Origin of the sequence: Subtercola sp. RTI3, assembly GCF_035018625.1 — a bacterium.
Taxonomy (GTDB): Bacteria; Actinomycetota; Actinomycetes; order Actinomycetales; family Microbacteriaceae; genus Subtercola; species Subtercola vilae.
Genome location: NZ_JASJXO010000024.1, coordinates 30,529 through 51,232 on the forward strand (window position 1 = coordinate 30,529; position 20,704 = coordinate 51,232).

Genomic DNA, 20,704 nt, shown 5'->3' on the forward strand with positions numbered 1-20,704 from the left:
CGCCCCGCCCGGCTCAGCCGTTGAACGGCGGGTGCGTTGCGATGAGCAGAATACCCACCCAGTGGCACGCGAACGCGATCAGCGTGAGCGCGTGGAAGATCTCGTGAAACCCGAACACGCCGGGCCACGGGTTCGGCCGTTTCAGGCCGTAGATGACCGCGCCGATCGTGTAGCTCAGGCCGCCCACCAGCACCAGCGTCATCGTGGCCGCGTTCGCGTTGAAGATGTCGACGATGAACAGCAGCGCGGCGAGGCCCATCAGCACGTACAGCGGCACATAGAGCCAGCGTGGCGCGTCGATCCAGAACACTCTGAAACCAATTCCCAGCACGGCGGCCACCCACACCAGGATGAGCAGCAGTGTGCCCTTGCCGGGTGGCAGGGCCAGCACGGCAATGGGCGTGTAGGTGCCGGCGATCAGCAGAAAGATGTTGGCGTGGTCGATGCGCTTCAACAGCCGCTTGGTCGTCGGCTTCCAGTTGAAGCGGTGATAGAGCGCCGAATTGCCGAACAGCAACAGCGAGGTGAGAGCGAAGACCGCACTCGCCGCCTTCGCGGCCGGGCCCTCGGCGACGATGACGAGCACGATGCCCGCGGCGATGGCCACCGGAAACGTGCCGGCGTGAATCCACCCGCGCCAAGTGGGTTTGACCTCCAGCGGCGGGGCGCCCGTTGCCCCATTCGCATCGGCATCGGCCGCCTCGAACAACGGCAGGTGCGGGATGGGTTCAGGCATACTCCCAGAGTACTGGGGCTCGCCTGCAGCCCGCTGGGAGTTTGCGCCAGCGACCGGTAGCGTAGGTGCGTGCGAAACAGGCAGGATTCCCCGGGGCGAGGGCTGCTCTACGGGCTGTACCAGAAACGCCTGCGCCGCGAACTCGACGAGGGCCAGTTGCCGCACCACGTCGCCATGATCATCGACGGAAATCGCCGGTGGGCCAAGCAGAACTTTCTCGAAACCGCCGCGCACGGCCATCGTGCCGGGGCGGCCAAGGTGGTCGAGTTTCTGCAGTGGTGCGAAGACCTGGGCATCTCCGTCGCGACGCTCTACCTGCTGTCGACAGACAACCTGAAGAGCCGCAGCGAAGAAGAACTCGTCGCTCTCATCGAGATCATCGCGCGGCTCGCCGAAGAACTCGCCAACGGGCGCAATTGGCGCATCAAACACGTCGGCAGCAACGAGGGCCTGCCCACGCGGCTGGTGGATGCCCTGGCCGCAGCCGAAGGGGCAACGGCAGGCAATACCGGCCTGCACGTCAATCTCGCGGTGGGGTACGGCGGCAGAACAGAGATCGCCGATGCCGTGCTGAGCATCATCCGAAGTCACCAGGCGGCCGGGCACACGCTCGACGACCTCGCCGAGAACCTCGACGCTGCCCTCATCGGCGCCCACCTGTACACCGGCGGCCAGCCCGACCCCGACCTCGTCATCCGCACCTCGGGCGAGCAGCGGCTGAGCGACTTCATGCTCTGGCAGAGCGCCCACAGTGAGTTCTATTTCATGGAGGCGCTGGGGCCTGACATTCGCCAGGTCGACTTTCTGCGAGCCCTCCGCGACTACAGCCGACGGCACCGCCGCTTCGGCAGCTGACGGCCTCTCTAACCCTCCACCTGAGGGTGAATCGCGTAACGCAATGTTAACCTTCCTGAAGATGCAAGGGTGGCGTGTCGATTCGCCAGAGCGGCGCTGACGGTCGTAGCTTGAAGCCATCAGGTATGGCACCTGATCGAAGCGGCCACATACGTACGTTTCGATACCGACTCGGTCTTGAAAGAGACTGAAGGGCCGCTTCGCCGGAGAAATCCGGGCGCGAGCTTCGCCGCCCGGGGTTGGAGTACTTGTGCCCGATCAGAAAACTCAAAAGTCCGTCACGACCAGCACCGCCCAAACCGAGCGTACCTACGTGTTAGATACCTCGGTTTTGCTGTCTGACCCCAAGGCCATCTTTCGGTTCGCCGAGCATCCGGTGGTTTTGCCTGTCGTGGTCATCTCTGAACTCGAAGCGAAACGCAACGACCCGGAGATCGGATATTTTGCCCGGCAGGCCCTCCGTAACCTAGATGAATTGCGGGTACTGCACGAGCGCCTCGACTTTCCCATCTCGGTGGGTGACGCTGGCGGCAGCCTGCGGGTCGAGCTGAACCACTCGAACATGTCGGTGCTGCCATCGGGTCTGCAGCTGCACGACAATGACTCGCGCATCCTCGCTGTGGCCATGAACCTCTCGAACGACGGGCTCAACGTCACCGTAGTCTCGAAAGACCTGCCGCTGCGGGTCAAGGCCGCCTCGATCGGGCTGGCAGCCGAAGAGTACCGGGCAGAACTCGCCGTCGACTCCGGATGGACGGGGCTCGATGACATCACGCTGAGTGCCTCTGACATGTCGAAGCTGTGGGATCAGGAAGAGCTCGAAACCCCGCTGGTGGAGAAGATGCCGATCAACACCGGCCTGGTGATCCACTCGGATCGCGGTTCGGCACTCGGGCGGGTCAATGGCAAGAACACGTTTCAGCTGGTGCGCGGAGACCGCGACGTCTTCGGGCTGCACGGCCGCTCTGCCGAGCAGCGCATCGCGATCGACATGCTGCTCGACCAAGAGGTCGGCATCATCTCGCTGGGGGGTCGAGCCGGTACAGGGAAGTCTGCTCTGGCCCTGTGTGCGGGGCTCGAAGCCGTGCTCGAGAAGCAACAGCACAAGAAGATTATGGTGTTCAGGCCGCTGTACGCAGTAGGTGGCCAGGAGCTCGGTTTTCTGCCGGGCGACGCGTCGGAAAAGATGAACCCGTGGGCGCAGGCGGTGTTCGACACGCTCGGCTCTCTGGTGTCGCAGAACGTGCTCGACGAAGTAGTGGAGCGCGGCATTCTCGAGGTGTTGCCGCTCACCCACATTCGTGGCCGGTCGCTGCATGATGCATTTGTGATCGTCGATGAGGCGCAGTCGCTCGAACGCAACGTTCTGCTCACCGTACTGTCGCGCATCGGGCAGAACTCGCGCGTCATTCTGACGCACGACGTGGCGCAGCGCGACAATCTGCGCGTCGGCCGGCACGACGGCGTCGCGTCGGTCATCGAGACGCTGAAGGGTCACCCGTTGTTCGGGCACATCACCCTGACCCGTTCGGAGCGCTCGGCCATCGCGGCGCTCGTCACCGAGATGCTTGAGTCGAACGAGCTCGCCTAGCGGCTGCGCCTGGCGAATGGGCTTGGCGCCGCGCTGAGACGGCCACCGGGGGGCACGATCGCCGCCCCCTCGTGGCCGTCTTGTGCGCGGGCTGTGGATAACTTCTGCGCGGCGTGGGGCAGGGTGGCTACAGTCGCCGCATGGAGAAGGCAGCGTGTTGGATGGCGGGCGCTGTGGTGGCCCTGGTAGTGGTGCTGCGCCCAGGTGAGGCGTGGGCGGCAGCCGGGTCGGGCGCGGTGGCGCTGGCGGCACCGCTGCTGGCGGCGGCTGTAATGGCGGTTGTGACGCCGCCGCTTGTCGCGGCTGACCTGGCGTGGCGACGGTTGCCGAATGGCATGATCGCGGTCGGGTTCGCAGCGCTCACGGTTTCGGCAGCGCTCGGCCCCCGGATGCCCGCTGTGCTGCTGGCCGCGACGGGCAGCTTTGCGCTGTTCGCGTTGCTCAGGGCCACCGGGGTGGTCGGTATGGGTGACGTGAAGCTTGCCGCTCTGCTTTCTGGAACGCTGGCCACGGCCGATCGCGGCCCGACGGCTCTCGTGGCCGCGATGGCGGGCGCTCTGGTGATGGCGGTAGCGGCCGGGGGAGTGCTGGCGCTCGGCCAGGCTGCCCGGGCACGGGTGACGAACAGAGCGGGGCCGAAGACGATTGCCTTCGGCCCCGCTCTGTTGTTCGGGTTCTGGGTGGCCTACGCCGCACTCACCTGATGAATACCCTCTCGACGGTTGCCGGTCGCGCGGCGGGTGTGCCGGCGGCGCAGGTCAGGCCTGGGGCGGCCTCGTCATCGAGAGCACGTCGAGCGCGGTGTCGAGCTGCTCGAGGGTGAGCTCGCCGCGTTCGACGAACCCGAGCTCGATGACAGCGTCGCGCACGGTGAGGCTCTTCGCCACCGAGTGCTTCACGATCTTCGCCGCAGCCTCGTAGCCGATGATGCGGTTCAGCGGGGTGACGATCGACGGTGACGACTCGGCCAGCGCTCGGGCGCGTTCGAGGTTGGCCTCGAGCCCGTCGATGGTCTTGTCTGCCAGTAGTACAGACGAGGTTGACAGCAGGCGGATCGACTCGAGCAGCGCTGTGCCCATGACGGGAATGGCCACGTTCAGCTCGAACGAACCCGACGCACCAGACCACGCGATCGAGGCGTCGTTGCCGATGACACGCGAGCACACCTGCAGCACCGCTTCGGGAATCACGGGGTTGACCTTGCCGGGCATGATCGACGAACCGGGCTGTAAGTCGGGGATGTGCAGTTCGCCGAGACCGGTGTTCGGGCCAGAGCCCATCCAGCGCAGGTCGTTGCAGATCTTGGTGAGGCTCACCGCGAGCACCCGCAGGGCTCCGGATGCCTCGACGAGCGAATCGCGCGCACCCTGCGCCTCGAAGTGATTGCGAGCCTCGGTGATGGGCAGCTTGGTCTCTTCGGCGAGTAGCTGAATGACGAGCTGCGAGAAGCCGGCGGGGGTGTTGATTCCCGTGCCCACCGCTGTTCCGCCGAGGGGAACCTCCGCGACGTGCTTGAGCGTGCCTTCGACGCGCTCGATGCCGAGACGGATCTGGGCGGCGTAGCCGCCGAACTCCTGGCCGAGGGTGACGGGCGTCGCATCCATGAGGTGGGTGCGCCCCGACTTGACGGCGGTCTTCCACAGTTCGGCCTTGACCTCGAGCGACTCGGCGAGGTGCCCGAGCGAGGGAATGAGGTCGTGGATGAGGGCCTGGGTCACGGCGACGTGAACCGAGGTGGGAAACACGTCGTTGGACGACTGCGACGCGTTGACGTGGTCGTTCGGGTGCACCTTCGAACCGAGACGGGCGGTGGCGAGCGAGGCCAGCACCTCGTTCATGTTCATGTTCGTCGAGGTGCCGCTGCCGGTCTGGTAGATGTCGATGGGGAACTGGTCGCCGTAGCCACCAGCGATGACGTCGTCGGCGGCCGAGGCGATGGCCGCGGAGATGGCTTCGTCGAGCACGCCGAGCCGGGCGTTGGCAAGGGCCGCCGCCTTCTTGATGCGCGCGAGCGCTGCGATCTGGGCCGATTCAAGAACGTCGCCCGAGACCGGGAAGTTTTCGACGGCACGCTGTGTCTGTGCGCCGTACAAGGCGTTCACCGGTACACGCACCTCGCCCATGGTGTCGTGCTCGATGCGGTACTCGGCATTGCTCTCGATGCTGGGCGGCGTGCTGCTGGGCGTGCCGTTGGGGGAGTTCTCCACCACTTCGTGGTTTTCCTTTCGTTAGATGTTGCCGACAACAAGGTCGGGCGTGGCCCGACCCTCTGACAACCGGTAGTTGGCGCCGACGATGGCGAGGCGCCCTTCAGCGATGGCCTCTGAGATCAACTCGGAGGTCTCGAGCAGTTCGGCGACGGTGTCTTCGAGGTGGTACCTGCCCACCACGCTCGGGTCGATGGGGCCGTCGCTCTCCTGGGAGACACGGCGCACCGACGGAACGATCTTGTCGATGAGGTTCGCGATGTGCGGCGGCAGGGAGGCCACCGACGGATCGACCGAGTCGACGGCGGCCTGAACGGCGCCGCACGCATCGTGCCCGAGTACAACGATGAGCTTCACACCGAGAACGCTCACCGCGTACTCGAGGCTGCCGACGACCGATTCGGAGATGACCTGACCCGCGTTTCGCACAACGAATAGGTCGCCGAGCCCCTTGTCGAAGATGATCTCGGCGGCGAGTCGCGAGTCGCTGCAGCCGAAGAGGGCGGCGCGCGGCGTCTGGCGTTCGGCCAGCTGGTGACGCCGGTCGACGTCTTGCCGAGGATGCTGTGGCGTGCCGGCGATGAAGCGCTCGTTGCCTCGCATCATTTCGGCCCACACCTTGGCCGGTGTTGCTGGCTCTGTGGCGTCGAAGGCGCTCATTTGGCGACCATCGCCGTCGCGGGTTGTGCCTCGACGTTCGCAGCGAGGGCTGTCGCAACGGTTCTGAAGTCGCCGTCGCTGGCGTTGCCGAACAGCACGTAGGTGCTCGCGCCCGACTGCGTGGTGAGTGCGTAATTCACGTTGCCTACATCTCTGGTAGCGGTGCGGTTGTCATAGATGGTCCACTGCACGCCGGCAATGGTGGTCGTGCCCGACGCGATGGTGTTGTGCACCTGATCGGCGAGCCAGTTGTCAGTGCCGTTGACACCCTGGCTCAGCCCGAGAAAGGTGTTCACCGGGGTGATGAGGCCGATGTACCAGGCCGGGGTCTTGTCGATGCCGGTGCGAATCTCGGCGGCGTTCGCGCTCCAGTTCGAGGGCAAGTCGGGCACGGCGAGTGGAACGGGCAGCGCAGCCTGGGCACTCGTGGCCACCGAGCGGTAGTCGACGGAGGCCAGCTGCGAGGAGTCGTTGCGCGGCACCAGCAGCACGATGACGATCACCACGCCCACGCAGACGATGAGCGAGAGCCAGAGATTGTTGATGGTCTTGTTCGCCCGGTACTTGCGAGACTGTTCGGCCTTGCGGGCGGCCGTCTCTTCATAGGTCTCGGGGCGGCCGAGCTCGGCGACGACCCGGGGTGCCTTCTGTGCGCTCACGACCGGCGCACCTACTCCGAGGCCTGGGCCGCGCGCGCAGCATCAAGCCGCGTCTTTGCGCCGATGAGCCATTCTTCGCACCGGCCGGCCAACGCCTCGCCCCGCTCCCACAGTTCGAGCGACTGCTCGAGGGTGGATGCGCCCCGCTCGAGTTCACTCACGACGCGTACCAACTCGTCGCGGGCCTCTTCGTAGCTGAGGGCGCTCACGTCGAGGCGGGCATCGCCTGAAACAGGGGTCTGTGGCATGACTCAATCCTAATCGCGGGTGGTGGAGGTGACCTCACCCAGCGAGCGAGCCTGTACAGAACCGCTGGCAAGAGTGATTGTGAGCGAGGAGTCTCGCGGTGCATCCGGAGCCCGGCGCACGATGTGCCGGCCGTCGACCTGCACGATGGCGTACCCGCGGTCGAGCGTGCTCTGGGGTGAGAGCGCGCGAAGCCGAGCAGACAGTTCGCTGGTCGACGTTGACGCACGTTCGAGCGTACGGTGCATGAGCTCGACCCCGCGCGACACGTAACGGGTGAGTTCTTCGGCCCGCGAGTCGACGATGTAGGCGGGGTTCAGCATCACTGGGCGCGAGCGCACCTGTTCGATGCGGTCGATCTCACCGCGCACGAACGCGGTCACCCTCAAGCTGAGGCGGGCACGGGCCTGTTCGACTTTGTTCAACTCTTCTGAAACGTCGGGCACGACCCGTTTCGCGGCGTCGGTGGGAGTGGATGCCCGAAGGTCGGCCACCTCGTCGAGAAGTGGCCGGTCGGCCTCGTGCCCGATGGCGCTCACCAGCGGGGTGGCGCACGCCGCCGCCGCTCGCAGCACCCCCTCGTCACTGAAGCCGAGCAGGTTCTGAAAGTCGCCGCCGCCACGGGCCACGATGATGACGTCGACCTCGGCATCGGCGTCGAGCTGCTGCAGCGCCGAGATGACCTCGCGCGGCACCCGGTCGCCCTGCACGGCCGCGTGCACGACACGAAACTTCACCGACGGCCAGCGCAGCTGGGCATTTCGCAGCACGTCTTTCTCGGCGTCGCTGTCTTTGCCCGTGATGAGCCCGATGCAGCCCGGTAGAAACGGCAGCCGCTTCTTGCGAGACGCGTCGAACAGCCCCTCGCTCGCCAGTTGTTGTTTCAGGCGTTCGAGACGTTCGAGCAGGTCGCCGAGGCCGATGTGGCGCATCTCGAACACCTGCATGGTGAGCGTGCCGCCCTTCAGCCAGTAGTTCGGCTTCACCAGCGCGATGACCCGGTCGCCCTGTTTCAGGTCAGCCGGGATCTTGCCGCGCACCGACGACCAGATGTTGAAGCCCACCGTGACATCGTCGGTGGTGTCTTTCAGCTTGCCGTAGACATTGCCGCCGCTGACGCCCCACTGGGTGATCTCGCCCTCGACCCATGCCGTACCGAGCCGGTCGATGTAGGCCTTGATCTTGCTCGAGAACAGCGAGACCGGCCAGGGGCTCTCGAATGTGGGTGCGCCGGGAACGTCATTCGTGTCGGCCATGCGCGTACCTCCTGCACGTAGAATTGGCACGTGAGTAACGCAACCATCAGCCTGCCAATGCCGAGAATTCCCGGCGTACGCAACAGGCTAAAGGATACCCCTGTCAGTGGCCCCAAACGGGTTCTGCTGGCCGCCCCCCGCGGGTACTGTGCAGGAGTAGACCGGGCGGTGGTCGCCGTTGAGAAGGCGCTCGAGCGGTACGGCGCGCCGGTTTACGTTCGTAAGCAGATCGTGCACAACATCCACGTGGTGAGCACTCTCGAGAAGCTGGGAGCCATCTTCGTCGACGAGGTCGATGAGGTTCCGCCGGGCTCGCACGTCGTCTTCAGCGCCCACGGAGTGTCGCCTGCCGTCGTGCAGGGGGCCGTAGACCGGGGCCTGCAGGCCATCGACGCCACCTGCCCGCTGGTCACCAAGGTTCACCGTGAGGCCGTGCGCTTCGCCCGCGACGACTTCGAGATTCTGCTCATCGGCCACGCCGGCCACGAAGAGGTCGAGGGCACCGCCGGAGAGGCGCCCGAGCACACCACGCTCGTCGGCAGCCCCGACGAAGCCGACACCATTGTCGTTCGCGACCCCGACCGTGTCGTCTGGCTGTCGCAGACCACGCTGAGCGTCGACGAGACCATGGAGACGGTTCGGCGCCTGCGCGCCCGTTTTCCCAACCTGCAAGACCCGCCGAGTGACGACATCTGCTACGCCACGCAGAACCGCCAGGTGGCCATCAAGAAGGTCGCCGCCGGCAGTGATCTCGTCATCGTTGTCGGTTCGGCCAACTCGTCGAACTCTGTGCGGCTCGTCGAAGTCGCGCTCGAGTACGGGGCGAAGGCCGCCTACCGCGTCGACTATGCGCACGAGGTCAAGCAGGAGTGGCTCGACGGTGTGAACACGGTCGGGGTCACGTCAGGGGCATCCGTACCCGAGGTTCTCGTGCAAGAACTGCTCGACGACCTGGCAGGTGCCGGCTACGGCGACATCGAGACCGTTCAGACGGCAGAAGAAGACCTGATCTTCTCGCTACCGAAAGAGCTGCGGCACGATGCGAGCGGCAATACCGATTCACGTGCCATCGGCGGGCGCACCCGCCCCTGACGGTTCGCTCTCGCTAGGGTGGGCTGCAAAGAGGAGGGATCCCAATGCCGTCAGACCCCAGCACCGCCGCTCTCGAACTGCGGGGGCTCACCAAACACTTCGGTGACAAAGTAGCCGTTCATGACCTGAGCCTCACGGTTCCCACCGGTTCGTTCTACGGGCTCGTGGGCCCGAACGGTGCCGGCAAGACCACGACGCTGTCGATGGCGACGGGCCTGTTGCGACCGGATGCCGGGCACTCGCTCATCCACGGCGTCGACCTCTGGCAGCACCCGCTTGAAGCGAAGCGGCTCGTCGGCAACCTCAGCGACGGCGTGAAGCTCTTCGACCGCCTCACGGGCGAGCAACTGGTCACCTACAACGGGCTGCTCTTCGGAATGGCCCGCGACACCGTCGCCGAGCGCGTGGCCGACCTGCTGCGCCTGCTCGACCTCGAGAGCGCGGCCGGAACACTGGTCGTCGACTACTCGGCGGGCATGACGAAGAAGATCGCCCTCGCCTGCGCGCTGATTCACGCCCCGCGGCTGCTCGTGCTCGACGAGCCGTTCGAATCGGTCGACCCGGTGTCGGCGGCGAACATCCGCGACATGCTCACCGACTACGTGCGGGGCGGTGGCACCGTGATCGTCTCGAGCCACGTCATGGATCTCGTTCAGCGCATGTGCGACCACGTCGCCGTGGTCTCGGCCGGCCGTGTGCTCGCCGCCGGAACCGTCGACGAGGTTCGGGGCGAATCATCGCTCGAAGACCGCTTCGTCGAACTCGTCGGAGGCCGCCACCACGCAGAGGGGCCCGAATGGTTGCGTCACTCCTGAAGCTGCGGTTCCTGGTTCTGCGCAATTCCCTGAAGCGCAGCCCCTGGCAGCTGGTGGCCGTCATCATCGGGGCGCTCTACGGCCTCGGCGTTCTGTTCGTTGCCGTGTCGGGGCTCGTCGCGCTGCGGTTCGCGCCCGTCGAGCTCGCGAGCACGGTTGTGGTGCTGGCCGGATCGGCCGTGGTGCTCGGCTGGATCGTCATTCCCCTGGTGGCCACCGGTATCGAACAGACTCTCGACCCGGCGCGGCTCGTGCAGTTTCCGCTGTCGATGAAGACCATGCTCGCCGGTCTTACTCTGACCGGAGTGCTCGGCGTGCCCGGCATCATCACGTCGATCGCGGCGCTGGCGACGATCGCCACCTGGTCGCGGTCGCCGCTGGCTGCGGTTGCGGCGCTCGTAGCCGCCGTCGTGGGTGTACTCACCTGCGTGGTCGGTTCGCGCATGGTCGCCGCCCTGAGCGTGAGCCTGTCGTCGCAGCGCCGCTTTCGTGAGCTGAGCGGCATTCTCATCTTCATCCCGCTCATTCTGCTGGGGCCCATCATCTTCGGGGTCGCCCGCGGCGTCAGCCAGTCGGCCGACGCTCTGCCGGGGCTCGCCGAGGGGTTCAGCTGGAGTCCGCTCGGTGCGGCCTGGGCTGTGCCGGCCGATATCGCGGCGGGCGACCGTGCGGCGGCGGCGCTGAAGCTGCTCATTGCGCTCGCCACTCTCGCACTGCTCTTCGCGGTGTGGCGGCGCAGCCTGGCGATTGCGCTGGTGACCCCCCGGGCATCCGCTCGCAGCAGTGTGAGCCGGGGAAAGATCGGCCTGTTCGCTGTGCTGCCGGCCACCCCGGCGGGAGCGATCGCCGCCCGTTCGCTGACCTACTGGCGCCGCGACCCGCGGTACGCACGCCAGCTCATCGTCGTGCCGGCGATTCCCGTGCTGCTGTACTTCTACTCGCACACCTCGGGTTCGCTCGCGTTGCTGAACCTCACCGGGCCGATCATCTCGTTTCTGCTGACCCTGGCGATCTACACCGACATCTCGTACGACGGCACCGCGTTCGCCACCCACCTCGCCGATGGCGTGCGGGGTCGGGATGACCGGCTCGGCCGTGCCGCAGCGCTGGGGTCATTCGGGCTGCCGCTCGTGGTTGTTCTCACCATCGCCTCGGTCGCGGTGACCCAGTCGTGGGCGAACCTGCCCGCGCTGCTCGGCCTCGCCATCGGATCGATGCTCTCCGGGCTCGGCCTCACGAGCGTGTCGTCGGCGCGCGTTATCGTTGCTGTGCCGGCGTCGGGCGACAACCCGTTCAAGGCTGCGCCCGGCGCGGGGCTCACAACCGCGCTCAGCTCGTTCGCGACCTGGGGGATCCTGCTCGTGCTGGTTCTGCCCGAGATCGTGCTCGCGGTGCTGAGCATTGTGTTCGTGTTGCCGCTGCTCGGCTGGCTCGCGCTCGTGGTGGGGGTGCTGCTCGGGTCGGTGCTCGCGGTCGTGGGCATTCGCGTCGGTGGAGCGCTGCTCGACCGCACGGGCCCCGACCTGCTCACCCGCCTCAAGGCGCTTCGCGGGGCGTGACCCGCCCGCCCGCGCTTTCGAGAAAACCCTGGAATCGGCTACGGCGTCGGGCGCGTCATGAGCTGCTGCGCGAACGACGGGTCGTTGAAGAACGCGAACGAGATGGCGACGACCCAGGCGAGAAACGTGGCCACGCCGAAAATAAGGGCGAACGGGAACGCGAGCCGTCGCACGGCGATGCGCCGCACACAGACCACGATCGACCCGAGCTGCAGGATGATCGTCACCACGCCGGCGATCACGCCCGCGGTGCTCGCTGCGGCACTCGCTGTGTAGGTGCCGTAGCCCTGCAATGCCGCGGCCTGGGCCAGTACCGTGTTGAAGTCGAACAGCGCCGGAAGCATGCTCGCCGAGAACAGCACTCCGATAAAGAGGATCAGAGCGGTGAAGGCGACATCGCCGACCCGCACGGGCCGCTGGCCCGCCGCGGTACCGGTGAGCCCGTCGCGGCCGTGCGGCGCGGGGGAGTAGGGGCGGGGCGCGCCGGAGTAGGGCGCTGCGGGGCCGCCGTAGCGGCCATCGGTCGAGGTCCCGGTCGCACGGGGGTCTGCCGAGCGTGGTTCTGCGTCAGCGGGTCTAGCAGCGGGTCTACCAGTGGATTCGCCGGAGGGCACCGGTACGTCGCTGCCCGCGGGAGGGGCCGGTGGTGTCCACTGCCAACCTTCGGGCGCGAGCTCGCCGTACTTCGGGCGGGGGCGTTCGTCAGGCATGAGTACAGTCTCTCCCACTCGGCTGTGCGAATGTCTGTGCTGTGCGAAAGTCGGTGCTGTGCGAAAGTCGGTGCTGTGCAGGGGCAGGGCGCAGGGTCTGGCTGAACGGGTGGTGGATGCGCGGAGACGGGCCCCGGGCATCCACCACCCGGCAGAGGCTAGTGGCCCGAGTGCCCGGCTGACCCCAGCTGCTGGGTTGCCTCGATGACGCGCGCGGCCATGTCGGTCTCGGCGATCTTGCCCCAGGCCCGCGGGTCGTAGATCTTCTTGTTGCCCACCTCGCCGTCGACCTTCAGCACGCTGTCGTAGTTGCTGAACATGGTGCCGGCGATCGAGCGCGTGAACGCGTACTGCGTGTCGGTGTCGATGTTCATCTTGATGACACCGTTCGACACGGCTTCGGAGATCTCGGCGTCGCTCGAACCTGAGCCGCCGTGAAAGACGAGGTCGAAGGGCTTCGTGTTGCTGCCGAGGCTCGAGGCGTACTTCGCGTAGACGCCGTCTTGAATCTCTTTCAGAAGCTCGGGGCGCAGCTTCACGTTGCCCGGCTTGTACACGCCGTGCACATTGCCGAAGGTGAGGGCGGCCATGTAGCGACCGTTCTCGCCGAGCCCGAGCGCTTCGACGGTGGCCAGGGCATCCGACACCGACGTATAGAGATGCTCGTTGATGTCGTGGCTGACGCCGTCTTCTTCGCCGCCGACAACGCCGATCTCGACCTCGAGGATGGCGTTGATGGCCTTCGTGCGCTTCAGCATCTCTTCGGCGATCTTCAGGTTCTCGTCGAGCGCGATGGCCGAACCATCCCACATGTGCGACTGGAAGATGGGGTTGCGGCCTGCCTTCACTTCGGTCTCGCTGGCCGCGATGAGCGGCAGTACGAAGGTGTCGAGCGCGCCCTGCGGGCAGTGATCGGTGTGCAGTGCCACCGTGATCGGGTAGTTCTTGGCGACCTCGTGCGCGAACGCAGCGAAGGCGAGAGCACCGGTGGCGCGCGCGCTGCCCGATGCGGCCTTGGCCTTCTGGCCGGCGAAGTAGTCGGCGCCGCCGGTGGTGACCTGGATGATGCCGTCGGACTGCGCCTCGCTGAGCCCCTGCAGAACGGCGTTGAGCGTCTGCGACGACGACACGTTCACGGCGGGGTATGCGAACCCCGACGTCTTCGCCTTGTCGAGCATTTCAGCGTACTGATCGGGCGTTGCGATGGGCATGAGTCTCCTTTGTGCTGATGTCGCCTCCAGCATACCGAGCCTCGAGAAACCCGGGGGTCTGCGCGGCACGACCGCTAATCTGTAAGCGAGGCGCGCCGCACCCTGCCCGCCCATCTCGCCGACATGCGAACGAAGGATCAGTCGTGACCAGCATCGATCTCCCCTCCCTCTATCTCGAACACCCCGACCGCAACCTCGCGCTCGAACTGGTGCGTGCAACAGAGGCGGCCGCCATCCGTGCGTGGCCTTACATCGGCAAGGGTGACAAGCTCGCCGCCGACGGCGCGGCTGTGGATGCTATGCGGTTGCTGCTCGGCACGGTGAACTTCGACGGGGTCGTCGTCATCGGTGAAGGCGAAAAAGACAAGGCGCCGATGCTGTTCAATGGCGAGCATGTCGGAAACGGCCGGGGCCCGGCCTGCGACATCGCGGTCGACCCCATCGACGGCACCTCGCTGACGGCCGCGGGCCGCCCGAACGCCATCTCGGTCATGGCGGTCTCCGACCGCGGCTCGATGCTCGACGCTTCGTCGGTGTTCTACATGGACAAGATCGTCACCGGGGCCGAGGGCATCGGGGTCGTCGACATTCGAAAGCCCATCGGTGAGAACATCCGGGCCCTGGCGAAGGCCAAGGGCAAAGACGTCTCCGAGATGAAGATCGCGGTGCTCGACCGGCCGCGGCACGCGCAGCTGATCGACGAGATCCGCGCCTCGGGTGCGGGCACCCGACTGCTGCTCGACGGCGACGTGGCCGGCGGCATCAACGCGGCCCGGTACGAGACGCGCACCGACATGTGCGTGGGCATCGGGGGTAGCCCGGAGGGCATCGTCACCGCGTGCGCCATCAAGGCTCTGGGCGGCTTCATTCAGGGCATCCTGCGCCCCGGCAACGACGACGAGCGCCAGCGCGGCATCGACGCGGGGCTGAAGATGGATCACGTGTACGAAGCGAACGACCTCGTGTCGAGCGACAACACGTTCTTCGTGGCCACCGGCGTGACCGACGGTGGGCTGGTGAACGGCGTTCGCCGCAAGGGGCCGATCATTCGCACCGAGAGCATCGTGCTGCGTTCGCACTCGGGCACGATTCGCCGCATCGTGGCCGACCACCAGGCAGACAAATGGCTCTAGCGAGCCGTTCGTCTGCTGCGTTTCGCCTCTAGATCAATCGGTTGGGGTCGCCGATGCTCGAGAGGTCGCTGGCCAGGTCGAGTTCGGCGACCAGCTCGGTGGCGGTGAGCGAGCGTGTGGTCTCCTCGATGGGTTCGACGGTCTTCAGAACCGTCGACTCGTCGAGGGAGTTCAGCTTGCGCGCGGTGGAGAACACGTTGCGCTCGAACGAGCCGACGAAGGCGTTGTAGTCTTTCACGCTCGTCGTGATGGTACGGCCGAGCTTGTCGATGTGGCCGGCCGTCACGGCGAGGCGACCGTACAGCTCCTTGCTGAGGTCGAACAGGGTCTTGGCCTCGTGGGTGAGCACGTCTTGCTGCCAGCTGAACGCCACCGTCTTCAGCAGCGACCAGAGCGTCACGGGCGAGACGAGGGCGACGCGTTTGCTGAATGCGAAATCCATGATGCTCGGGTCGGCCTCCATCGCGCTCGAGATGAGCGACTCGCTCGGAATGAACGCCACCACGAGCTCAGGGCTCGCGTCGAGGCCGGCCCAGTACCCCTTCGACCCGAGCGCGGTGATGTGGTCGCGAACCGCTTTGACGTGCCCCTTCATCAGTTCGGTGCGCCGAGCGCCCTCGGGCCCCGTTGCCGTGGCCGCGATCTGGCTGGCCTCGAGGTACGCGGTGAACGGCACCTTCGCATCGACGGCGATGTTCTTGCCTCCCGGCAGGTGCACCACCATGTCGGGGCGCCCCGCGCCGTTGTCGCTCGTGATGCTCGACTGAACCGAGAAGTCGACCCGGTCGAGGAGCCCCGCCGCCTCGACCACGTTTCGCAGCTGCGTCTCGCCCCACACCCCGCGGGTGCTGTTCGAGCGCAGGGCCGAGGCGAGCGACTCTGCCGTCGTGCGGAGCCGCTCCTCTGATTCGGTTGCCGAGCGCAGTTGCTCGCTCAGTTCGCCGTGCTGCTGCCGGCGCTGCTCCTCGAGCTCGGTGACCTTCGCCTGAACGAGCCGCAGGCTCTCCTGCACCGGGCTTAGCGCCACCAGCACGCGGCCGTCAGACCTCTCGCGTTCGGCGTCGGTCTTCTGAATCTCGGCGAGCCGTTGCTGGAACTCGGCGAGCCTCTCCTCCTGCTGACCGATCTGCTCGCGGTACTGGGCATCGTGGCGGCCGAGCTGGGCGTGGTGCTGCAGCTCCTGCTGGGCCTGGCGCTCGGCGAACTGCTCCCGGGCGTCGCTGAGCTGTTCGCGGAGCGCTGCTGCGGTGGCCGCAGTTGCTGCGCCGGCGGCGGCGGTGGTGGCTGCGAGGGCGGCGGTCTCGGCCGCGGCGGCTGCGGCGCCGCGAACGAAGAGCAGGCGCGCTGCGACAACGCCCAGCACGAGACCCACGGCCAGACCGATGAGCAGAGTAACGATTGTCTCCATGCGCAGAGTCTTGCAGGGGCATCCGACACTGGCCCCTCACGACCCCGGCCCGCCGCCAACTGCAGCCGGTGCCGGTACGATGGATGCTCGTGGCTCTTACTATTGCGATCGTCGGGCTGCCCAATGTGGGCAAGTCCACCCTGTTCAACGCGCTCACCAAAAACCAGGTTCTGGCGGCGAACTACCCGTTCGCCACCATCGAGCCGAACGTGGGCGTGGTGAACCTGCCCGACCCCCGCCTGGCGGCGCTCGCCGGCATCCACGGCAGCGAGCGGTTGCTGCCGGCGCCGGTGTCGTTCGTCGACATCGCCGGCATCGTCAAAGGTGCGAGCGTGGGCGAGGGGCTCGGCAACAAGTTCCTCGCGAACATCCGGGAAGCCGACGCCATCGCGCAGGTCGTGCGCGGCTTCAGTGACCCCGACGTGGTGCACGTCGACGGCAAGGTCGACGCCGCGAGCGACCTCGAGACCATCAACACCGAGCTGATACTCGCCGACCTGCAGACCCTCGAAAAGGCTGTCGCCCGGTACGAGAAAGAGGTCAAGACCAAGCGCATCGAGCCCATCGTGCTCGATACCGCTCGGGCCGCGCAAGCGATTCTGGATGCGGGCAAGCCTCTCTCCAGCGCACCGAAGTTCGACATCGAACCCATCCGCGAACTCGGGCTTCTCACCGCCAAGCCCTTCATCTACGTCTTCAACGTCGACGAAGGCATTCTCGGCGACCCCGCTGCGCTCGCCTCCCTCGCCGCGCTCGTCGCGCCCGCCCAGGCCATCTTTCTCGACGCAAAGCTCGAGTCTGAACTCATCGACCTCGACCCCGAAGACGCAGCCGAGTTGCTGGCCTCGACCGGCCAAGACGAGTCGGGCCTCGACCAGCTCGCCCGCATCGGCTTCGACACCCTCGGCCTTCAGACCTACCTCACCGCCGGCCCCAAAGAGTCGCGCGCCTGGACCATCGGTAAGGGCTGGACGGCCCCGCAGGCCGCCGGCGTCATCCACACCGACTTTCAGAAAGGCTTCATCAAGGCCGAGATCGTCTCGTTCGACGACCTCATCGAGGCCGGGTCGATGGCAGAGGCCAAGGCGCGGGGCAAGGTGCGCATCGAGGGCAAAGAGTACGTGATGCACGACGGTGATGTGGTGGAGTTCCGCTTCAACGTTTAGGAGGGTGGTATCGCTTCGCCGAAGCGACAATCAACCACCTGAAGAGTAGCCCCTTTGGTATACCTCCGCGTATACTTAACTGATGGTGACGACAATCAAAGTTCCAGAGGAACTGCGCGATCGAATCAACCGCGACGCGCGCGAGCGGGGTGTGTCGGCTGCTGGGTTCATCGAGGGGCTGCTCGACGGCTACGAGCGGCGTTCGCGCATGGAGTCGTTCGGTCGAGCCTTTCGAGGCGCCGACCAGAGTTATTGGGATGAGTTCCGCGATTGGGATGTCGCCCTGAGTGACACGAACAATGGTGGCTGAACTTCGTCGGGGAATGGTCGTGTGGGCTGAACTCGATCCCGTGCGCGGGCGAGAGCAGGCCGGTCGAAGACCAGCGCTCGTTGTAGCAAGTGACCTCTACCTGCAACAGGCCGACACGCTTGCCATCGTTGTGCCCGCGACCACAACAAACCGCGGCTGGCCGAACCACGTGCCATTGAGGGGTGCGAATCTCGCGCTTGTTCAACAGACATACGCGATGACCGAACAGCCGCGAGCAATCACGCGCGAGCGCCTATTTGACGTGGCTGGTGTAGTTGACGCTGCCACAATGCGTGAGGTCGACGGATGGCTTCGTGATTTCCTCGCTCTGCCGTGATTACGCAGACTCAAGGGAGGGGTCACGACGGTGACGCTGCGGAGTTCGTAGCGAACCAGTAGCGAGCTCGTCAGGGCGCTTCGGGTTGGGCATGCTCCTGGATCCATCTAAGGTCGAAGTGCGGCCCCGGATGATCTTCCAGCCGTTCGCGCCACGAGAGGATGACCGTTGACGTCGTTACCCACTGCCTTCGCCCTTCGCCGCGTCGGAGCCCTCGCCATCGCTGCCGGTTCGTTGTTCGTTGCCGCCGGGGCAGGCGCGTGGATCACGGTCACCAAGCAGTTGCACGACGAGGGGATCACGGTGCCTCCCAATGCGCCCATCCTCGCGGGGAAGCGCGTACAGGGGCCAGTGACGGCCTACGTTGAGGCGCTCGTCATCAAGAGCAACGCCGAGCGCGGTGCCGGCGGGCGTACGTTTGCCGACATCAGTGCGGCCCTGCGCGGTGTCGAGGCTGGCAGCGACGAGGCGGCTGAACTCCGCAAACAGAGTCTGTCGCTGTCGACGGGCGCGTCCCTCCGCACATCGCTCATGACATCGGTACTCGCGTACGGGGTGAGCCTGTTCGCTGGTGGGCTCGGCGCCATCTTCCTGGTCTCGGGTTCACAGCTGCGTCGCGTCCGCAAATAGTCTCTCATCGACGGCTTGATCATGCGTCGACCTGTGTGGAGGGCACGTGCCGCGGCGCAGGGTCTCAGTGAGTGAGCATCCGCTATGACGTCTGAAGATCTGCCGCGCCAGATATAGGCCGCCGCTTAGCGCTGAGCGCTACTGTTCGGGTATGGAAGCCACGACATACGAGCTCGAGTACAACGGCAGGAGCTTCGTGCTGGCCGAGGTCGACTAAGTCAGGCTGCACAAAGTGTATGACAGAGGTTTGGCCATCAGCAGCAGCCTGTTCCGGTTCACTCCGGTGGGCAGCGACCTCGAGGTAGAGATTGCAATCGGCAGCGGGGCTCAACTGATTTTGACGAAACAGCGGCTGGAGCACTGACGCGGACACGCAGATGTCCTACTCGGCAGGCCACAGGGAAAGCGAAACGACGAGCAAGAGGCAGCGAAACAACGAGCGCGAGGCAGCGAACCTACGAGCAGGGGCCAGCGAAACTGCGGGATAAATGCTCAACTCGGCTAGGCTGTGGTTGTGCCCGAACTGATAGAGCGAAATCTGTTGCCGTTTGCGCGGGAAGCGCAGGAGGCGTTTCCTGTGCTCGTCATTCAGGGCGGACGGCAGGTGGGCAAGAGCACGTTCGCTCAGAGACTTGCTCAGGGCCGCGAATCCCGACTCTTCACCCTCGACGATGAAGCATCGCTCGACGCGGCGCGAGCCGACCCTCGAGGGTTCGTCGATCAGAACCCGGCAGCGACAATCGTCATCGACGAAGTTCAACGAGCGCCTGGGCTTATCCTGGCGGTCAAAGCGAGCGTCGACCGAGACAGGCGCCCCGGGCGATTCATCCTCACGGGTTCGTTGAACCTTCTTCGACTCGAACGAACGCCCGACAGCCTGGCGGGGCGGGCCGTCACGGTCGCGCTCCACGGGTTCAGCCAAGACGAGCTGGCCCGTCGGCGCGGCGACTTCGCCAGTGCTGTCAGGCAGGGTGCGAGGTTTGTCGACTTCGCCACTACCTGGCAACGCAACGACTACGTTGAAGCTCTTTCTCGTGGTTCATATCCCGAGGCCCAGGGCCTGTCAGGTCGGCTCCGCAATGTCTGGCTCGACAGCTATCTTTCCCGCATACTTCAACGCGACGCCGTCGAGATTCGACGAGACACGCAGCCGGCTCGTCTCGATTCTGTGATGCGCCTTCTGGCCGCCAATCAGTCGGGCGAGCTCGTGAAGGCGCGTATTGCAGCGCAAGCGAACATTCCCGCGTCGTCGATCGGCGGCTATCTAGATCTTCTTGAAACTCTGTTTCTGATCGCTACGCTCCCTCCATGGACGCCCAACCTCACAAAGAGAGAGGTTGGCCGAGCGAAAGCGATCGTCAACGATTCTGCTCTGGCCGTGCGGTTGAGTCGGCTTACCGAAAATCAGCTGAAGTCTTTCGACGGCAGTGACCATCTCGGCGCACTCATCGAAGGCCTGGTGGTTCAGGAGCTGATGAAACAGTCGGGCTGGAGCGACGAAGAGTTCGAGCTGTTTCACTACCGCGACAGAAACGGTGTCGAGGTCGATGTGGTGATCGAATTTGCTGACGGCTCAGTTTTCGGGGTCGAGGTGAAGGCGGGGAAGACGTTCAAAGCCGAACACTTCTCTGGGCTCAGCGCTCTGGCGGCCCGAGCCGGTGAAAGATTTTTGGGCGGAGTCGTACTCAACACGTCAGACCAGGGCTACCAGTTCTCGCGGGGCCTCTACGGGTTGCCCATCTCAGCGCTCTGGGAGTTGTGAGCATCCGGTGTCGGCGCAAATGAGGACTGCAGACGCCCACAGCCCAAGGCAGTATGAAGTGTGCCTTTCTTCTCCCGCGCAGCGCGCTCCGTGCTGGTGTGCGCACTCATCGTCGGCGGTGCGACCGGATGCGCGGCGATCGGCCTCGACCTGAACGCCGTTCACTCGACCGCGGCCACGCCGACGCCCACCGCGACGCCGACTCCCACGCCCACCCCCGCACCGAGGTTCACTCCGACTCCGGTTCCGGCCCCCGCTTCGCCCGCCTGTCTCTTATACACATCTGGTATGGCGTCTTGTGCTTGAAAAAAAAAAGGGGGGGGGGGGGGGGGGGGGGGGGGGGGGGGGGGGGGGGGGGGGG

The 20,704-nt window shown here is 65.7% G+C and carries 21 protein-coding genes; 12 read left to right on the forward strand and 9 right to left on the reverse strand.

The genetic code is table 11. The features are described from left to right. Positions 1–13 precede the first annotated feature (13 nt). Entirely contained in the window at positions 14–736 is a 723-nt protein-coding gene (gene trhA / locus QN358_RS10660) for a PAQR family membrane homeostasis protein TrhA (RefSeq protein ID WP_136641949.1), read from the reverse strand. A 69-nt stretch (positions 737–805) separates the two neighbouring features. Here trhA and QN358_RS10665 point away from each other — a divergent pair, with 69 nt between their 5' ends. The 3 genes from QN358_RS10665 to QN358_RS10675 all read left to right on the forward strand — a co-directional run bounded on the left by QN358_RS10665 (position 806) and on the right by QN358_RS10675 (position 3,886). Continuing rightward, complete coding sequence (locus tag QN358_RS10665) at positions 806–1,591, forward strand: isoprenyl transferase (RefSeq protein WP_136641951.1); 786 nt, start codon at positions 806–808, stop codon at positions 1,589–1,591. 250 nt (positions 1,592–1,841) lie between these two features. Then, complete coding sequence (locus QN358_RS10670; protein ID WP_237280331.1) at positions 1,842–3,182, forward strand: PhoH family protein; 1,341 nt, start codon at positions 1,842–1,844, stop codon at positions 3,180–3,182. A 140-nt stretch (positions 3,183–3,322) separates the two neighbouring features. Then, positions 3,323–3,886 carry an A24 family peptidase gene (locus QN358_RS10675; RefSeq protein ID WP_136641954.1) on the forward strand — a complete coding sequence of 188 codons (564 nt, stop codon included), beginning with the start codon at positions 3,323–3,325 and terminating at the stop codon, positions 3,884–3,886. A gap of 54 nt (positions 3,887–3,940) precedes the next feature. Here the strand turns inward: QN358_RS10675 and QN358_RS10680 are convergent, their stop codons facing one another. The 5 genes from QN358_RS10680 to xseA all read right to left on the reverse strand — a co-directional run bounded on the left by QN358_RS10680 (position 3,941) and on the right by xseA (position 8,210). After that, complete coding sequence (locus QN358_RS10680) at positions 3,941–5,344, reverse strand: class II fumarate hydratase (protein WP_323512338.1); 1,404 nt, start codon at positions 5,342–5,344, stop codon at positions 3,941–3,943. Between the two features lie 66 nt (positions 5,345–5,410). Then, positions 5,411–6,049, reverse strand: coding sequence for a carbonic anhydrase (locus tag QN358_RS10685; protein WP_201799268.1), 639 nt, complete (start codon positions 6,047–6,049; stop codon positions 5,411–5,413). Further along, positions 6,046–6,708, reverse strand: a complete 663-nt coding sequence (locus tag QN358_RS10690; RefSeq protein ID WP_136641955.1) for a DUF4245 domain-containing protein — start codon at positions 6,706–6,708, stop codon at positions 6,046–6,048. The genes QN358_RS10685 and QN358_RS10690 overlap by 4 nt, the downstream gene beginning before the upstream one ends. An 11-nt stretch (positions 6,709–6,719) precedes the next feature. Further along, positions 6,720–6,956 carry an exodeoxyribonuclease VII small subunit gene (locus QN358_RS10695; protein WP_136641956.1) on the reverse strand — a complete coding sequence of 79 codons (237 nt, stop codon included), beginning with the start codon at positions 6,954–6,956 and terminating at the stop codon, positions 6,720–6,722. 9 nt (positions 6,957–6,965) lie between these two features. Beyond that, complete coding sequence (xseA, locus tag QN358_RS10700) at positions 6,966–8,210, reverse strand: exodeoxyribonuclease VII large subunit (RefSeq protein ID WP_136641957.1); 1,245 nt, start codon at positions 8,208–8,210, stop codon at positions 6,966–6,968. Between the two features lie 57 nt (positions 8,211–8,267). On the opposite strand from xseA, the gene QN358_RS10705 reads away from it, so the two are divergent. Genes QN358_RS10705 through QN358_RS10715 form a run of 3 tightly spaced genes read left to right on the forward strand, consistent with a single transcriptional unit; the run spans position 8,268 to position 11,676 of the window. After that, entirely contained in the window at positions 8,268–9,302 is a 1,035-nt protein-coding gene (locus QN358_RS10705; RefSeq protein ID WP_136641988.1) for a 4-hydroxy-3-methylbut-2-enyl diphosphate reductase, read from the forward strand. A 44-nt stretch (positions 9,303–9,346) separates the two neighbouring features. Continuing rightward, a complete protein-coding gene (locus QN358_RS10710) occupies positions 9,347–10,117 on the forward strand; it encodes an ABC transporter ATP-binding protein (protein WP_136641959.1) in 771 nt (256 codons plus the stop codon). Further along, positions 10,099–11,676, forward strand: coding sequence for a transporter (locus QN358_RS10715; protein ID WP_323512332.1), 1,578 nt, complete (start codon positions 10,099–10,101; stop codon positions 11,674–11,676). Before QN358_RS10710 ends, QN358_RS10715 begins: the two co-directional genes overlap by 19 nt. 38 nt (positions 11,677–11,714) lie before the next feature. Here QN358_RS10715 and QN358_RS10720 read toward each other — a convergent pair whose 3' ends face one another. Next, positions 11,715–12,386 (reverse strand): DUF6264 family protein, encoded by a 672-nt coding sequence (locus QN358_RS10720; RefSeq protein WP_323512333.1) that lies wholly within the window; start codon positions 12,384–12,386, stop codon positions 11,715–11,717. A 158-nt stretch (positions 12,387–12,544) separates the two neighbouring features. Beyond that, entirely contained in the window at positions 12,545–13,597 is a 1,053-nt protein-coding gene (fbaA, locus tag QN358_RS10725; RefSeq protein WP_136641963.1) for a class II fructose-bisphosphate aldolase, read from the reverse strand. A 143-nt stretch (positions 13,598–13,740) separates the two neighbouring features. Between fbaA and glpX the strand changes: the two genes are divergently transcribed. Further along, a complete protein-coding gene (gene glpX / locus QN358_RS10730) occupies positions 13,741–14,730 on the forward strand; it encodes a class II fructose-bisphosphatase (protein ID WP_237280332.1) in 990 nt (329 codons plus the stop codon). Positions 14,731–14,758: 28 nt separating this feature from the next. On the opposite strand, the gene rmuC is transcribed toward glpX, so the two are convergent. Further along, entirely contained in the window at positions 14,759–16,138 is a 1,380-nt protein-coding gene (gene rmuC / locus QN358_RS10735; protein ID WP_323512334.1) for a DNA recombination protein RmuC, read from the reverse strand. 89 nt (positions 16,139–16,227) lie between these two features. Here rmuC and ychF point away from each other — a divergent pair, with 89 nt between their 5' ends. The 5 genes from ychF (at position 16,228) to QN358_RS10760 (ending at position 20,343) form a co-directional block, all read left to right on the forward strand. Beyond that, on the forward strand, positions 16,228–17,304 hold the full coding sequence (ychF, locus tag QN358_RS10740; RefSeq protein ID WP_136641966.1) for a redox-regulated ATPase YchF: 1,077 nt from the start codon (positions 16,228–16,230) through the stop codon (positions 17,302–17,304). 82 nt (positions 17,305–17,386) lie between these two features. Next, the gene (locus tag QN358_RS10745) at positions 17,387–17,614 is read left to right on the forward strand and encodes a CopG family transcriptional regulator (protein WP_136641967.1); all 228 of its coding nucleotides are present in this window, start codon (positions 17,387–17,389) and stop codon (positions 17,612–17,614) included. A 13-nt stretch (positions 17,615–17,627) separates the two neighbouring features. Further along, on the forward strand, positions 17,628–17,951 hold the full coding sequence (locus QN358_RS10750) for a type II toxin-antitoxin system PemK/MazF family toxin (RefSeq protein ID WP_323512335.1): 324 nt from the start codon (positions 17,628–17,630) through the stop codon (positions 17,949–17,951). A 168-nt stretch (positions 17,952–18,119) separates the two neighbouring features. Continuing rightward, positions 18,120–18,581, forward strand: a complete 462-nt coding sequence (locus tag QN358_RS10755; protein WP_136641970.1) for a hypothetical protein — start codon at positions 18,120–18,122, stop codon at positions 18,579–18,581. A gap of 514 nt (positions 18,582–19,095) precedes the next feature. Continuing rightward, positions 19,096–20,343: an ATP-binding protein gene (locus QN358_RS10760; RefSeq protein ID WP_323512336.1), complete on the forward strand. Its 1,248-nt coding sequence runs from the start codon at positions 19,096–19,098 to the stop codon at positions 20,341–20,343. Positions 20,344–20,704 lie beyond the last annotated feature (361 nt).

Bases quoted from the DNA above. Each gene is read 5' to 3' on its own strand.
- trhA (WP_136641949.1), bottom strand. From the start codon at position 736: ATGCCTGAACCCATCCCGCACCTGCCGTTGTTCGAGGCGGCCGATGCC.
- QN358_RS10675 (WP_136641954.1), top strand. From the start codon at position 3,323: ATGGAGAAGGCAGCGTGTTGGATGGCGGGCGCTGTGGTGGCCCTGGTA.
- QN358_RS10685 (WP_201799268.1), bottom strand. From the start codon at position 6,049: ATGAGCGCCTTCGACGCCACAGAGCCAGCAACACCGGCCAAGGTGTGG.
- QN358_RS10695 (WP_136641956.1), bottom strand. From the start codon at position 6,956: ATGCCACAGACCCCTGTTTCAGGCGATGCCCGCCTCGACGTGAGCGCC.
- xseA (WP_136641957.1), bottom strand. From the start codon at position 8,210: ATGGCCGACACGAATGACGTTCCCGGCGCACCCACATTCGAGAGCCCC.
- QN358_RS10705 (WP_136641988.1), top strand. From the start codon at position 8,268: ATGCCGAGAATTCCCGGCGTACGCAACAGGCTAAAGGATACCCCTGTC.
- QN358_RS10710 (WP_136641959.1), top strand. From the start codon at position 9,347: ATGCCGTCAGACCCCAGCACCGCCGCTCTCGAACTGCGGGGGCTCACC.
- QN358_RS10715 (WP_323512332.1), top strand. From the start codon at position 10,099: ATGGTTGCGTCACTCCTGAAGCTGCGGTTCCTGGTTCTGCGCAATTCC.
- QN358_RS10720 (WP_323512333.1), bottom strand. From the start codon at position 12,386: ATGCCTGACGAACGCCCCCGCCCGAAGTACGGCGAGCTCGCGCCCGAA.
- fbaA (WP_136641963.1), bottom strand. From the start codon at position 13,597: ATGCCCATCGCAACGCCCGATCAGTACGCTGAAATGCTCGACAAGGCG.
- rmuC (WP_323512334.1), bottom strand. From the start codon at position 16,138: ATGGAGACAATCGTTACTCTGCTCATCGGTCTGGCCGTGGGTCTCGTG.
- QN358_RS10745 (WP_136641967.1), top strand. From the start codon at position 17,387: ATGGTGACGACAATCAAAGTTCCAGAGGAACTGCGCGATCGAATCAAC.
- QN358_RS10750 (WP_323512335.1), top strand. From the start codon at position 17,628: ATGGTCGTGTGGGCTGAACTCGATCCCGTGCGCGGGCGAGAGCAGGCC.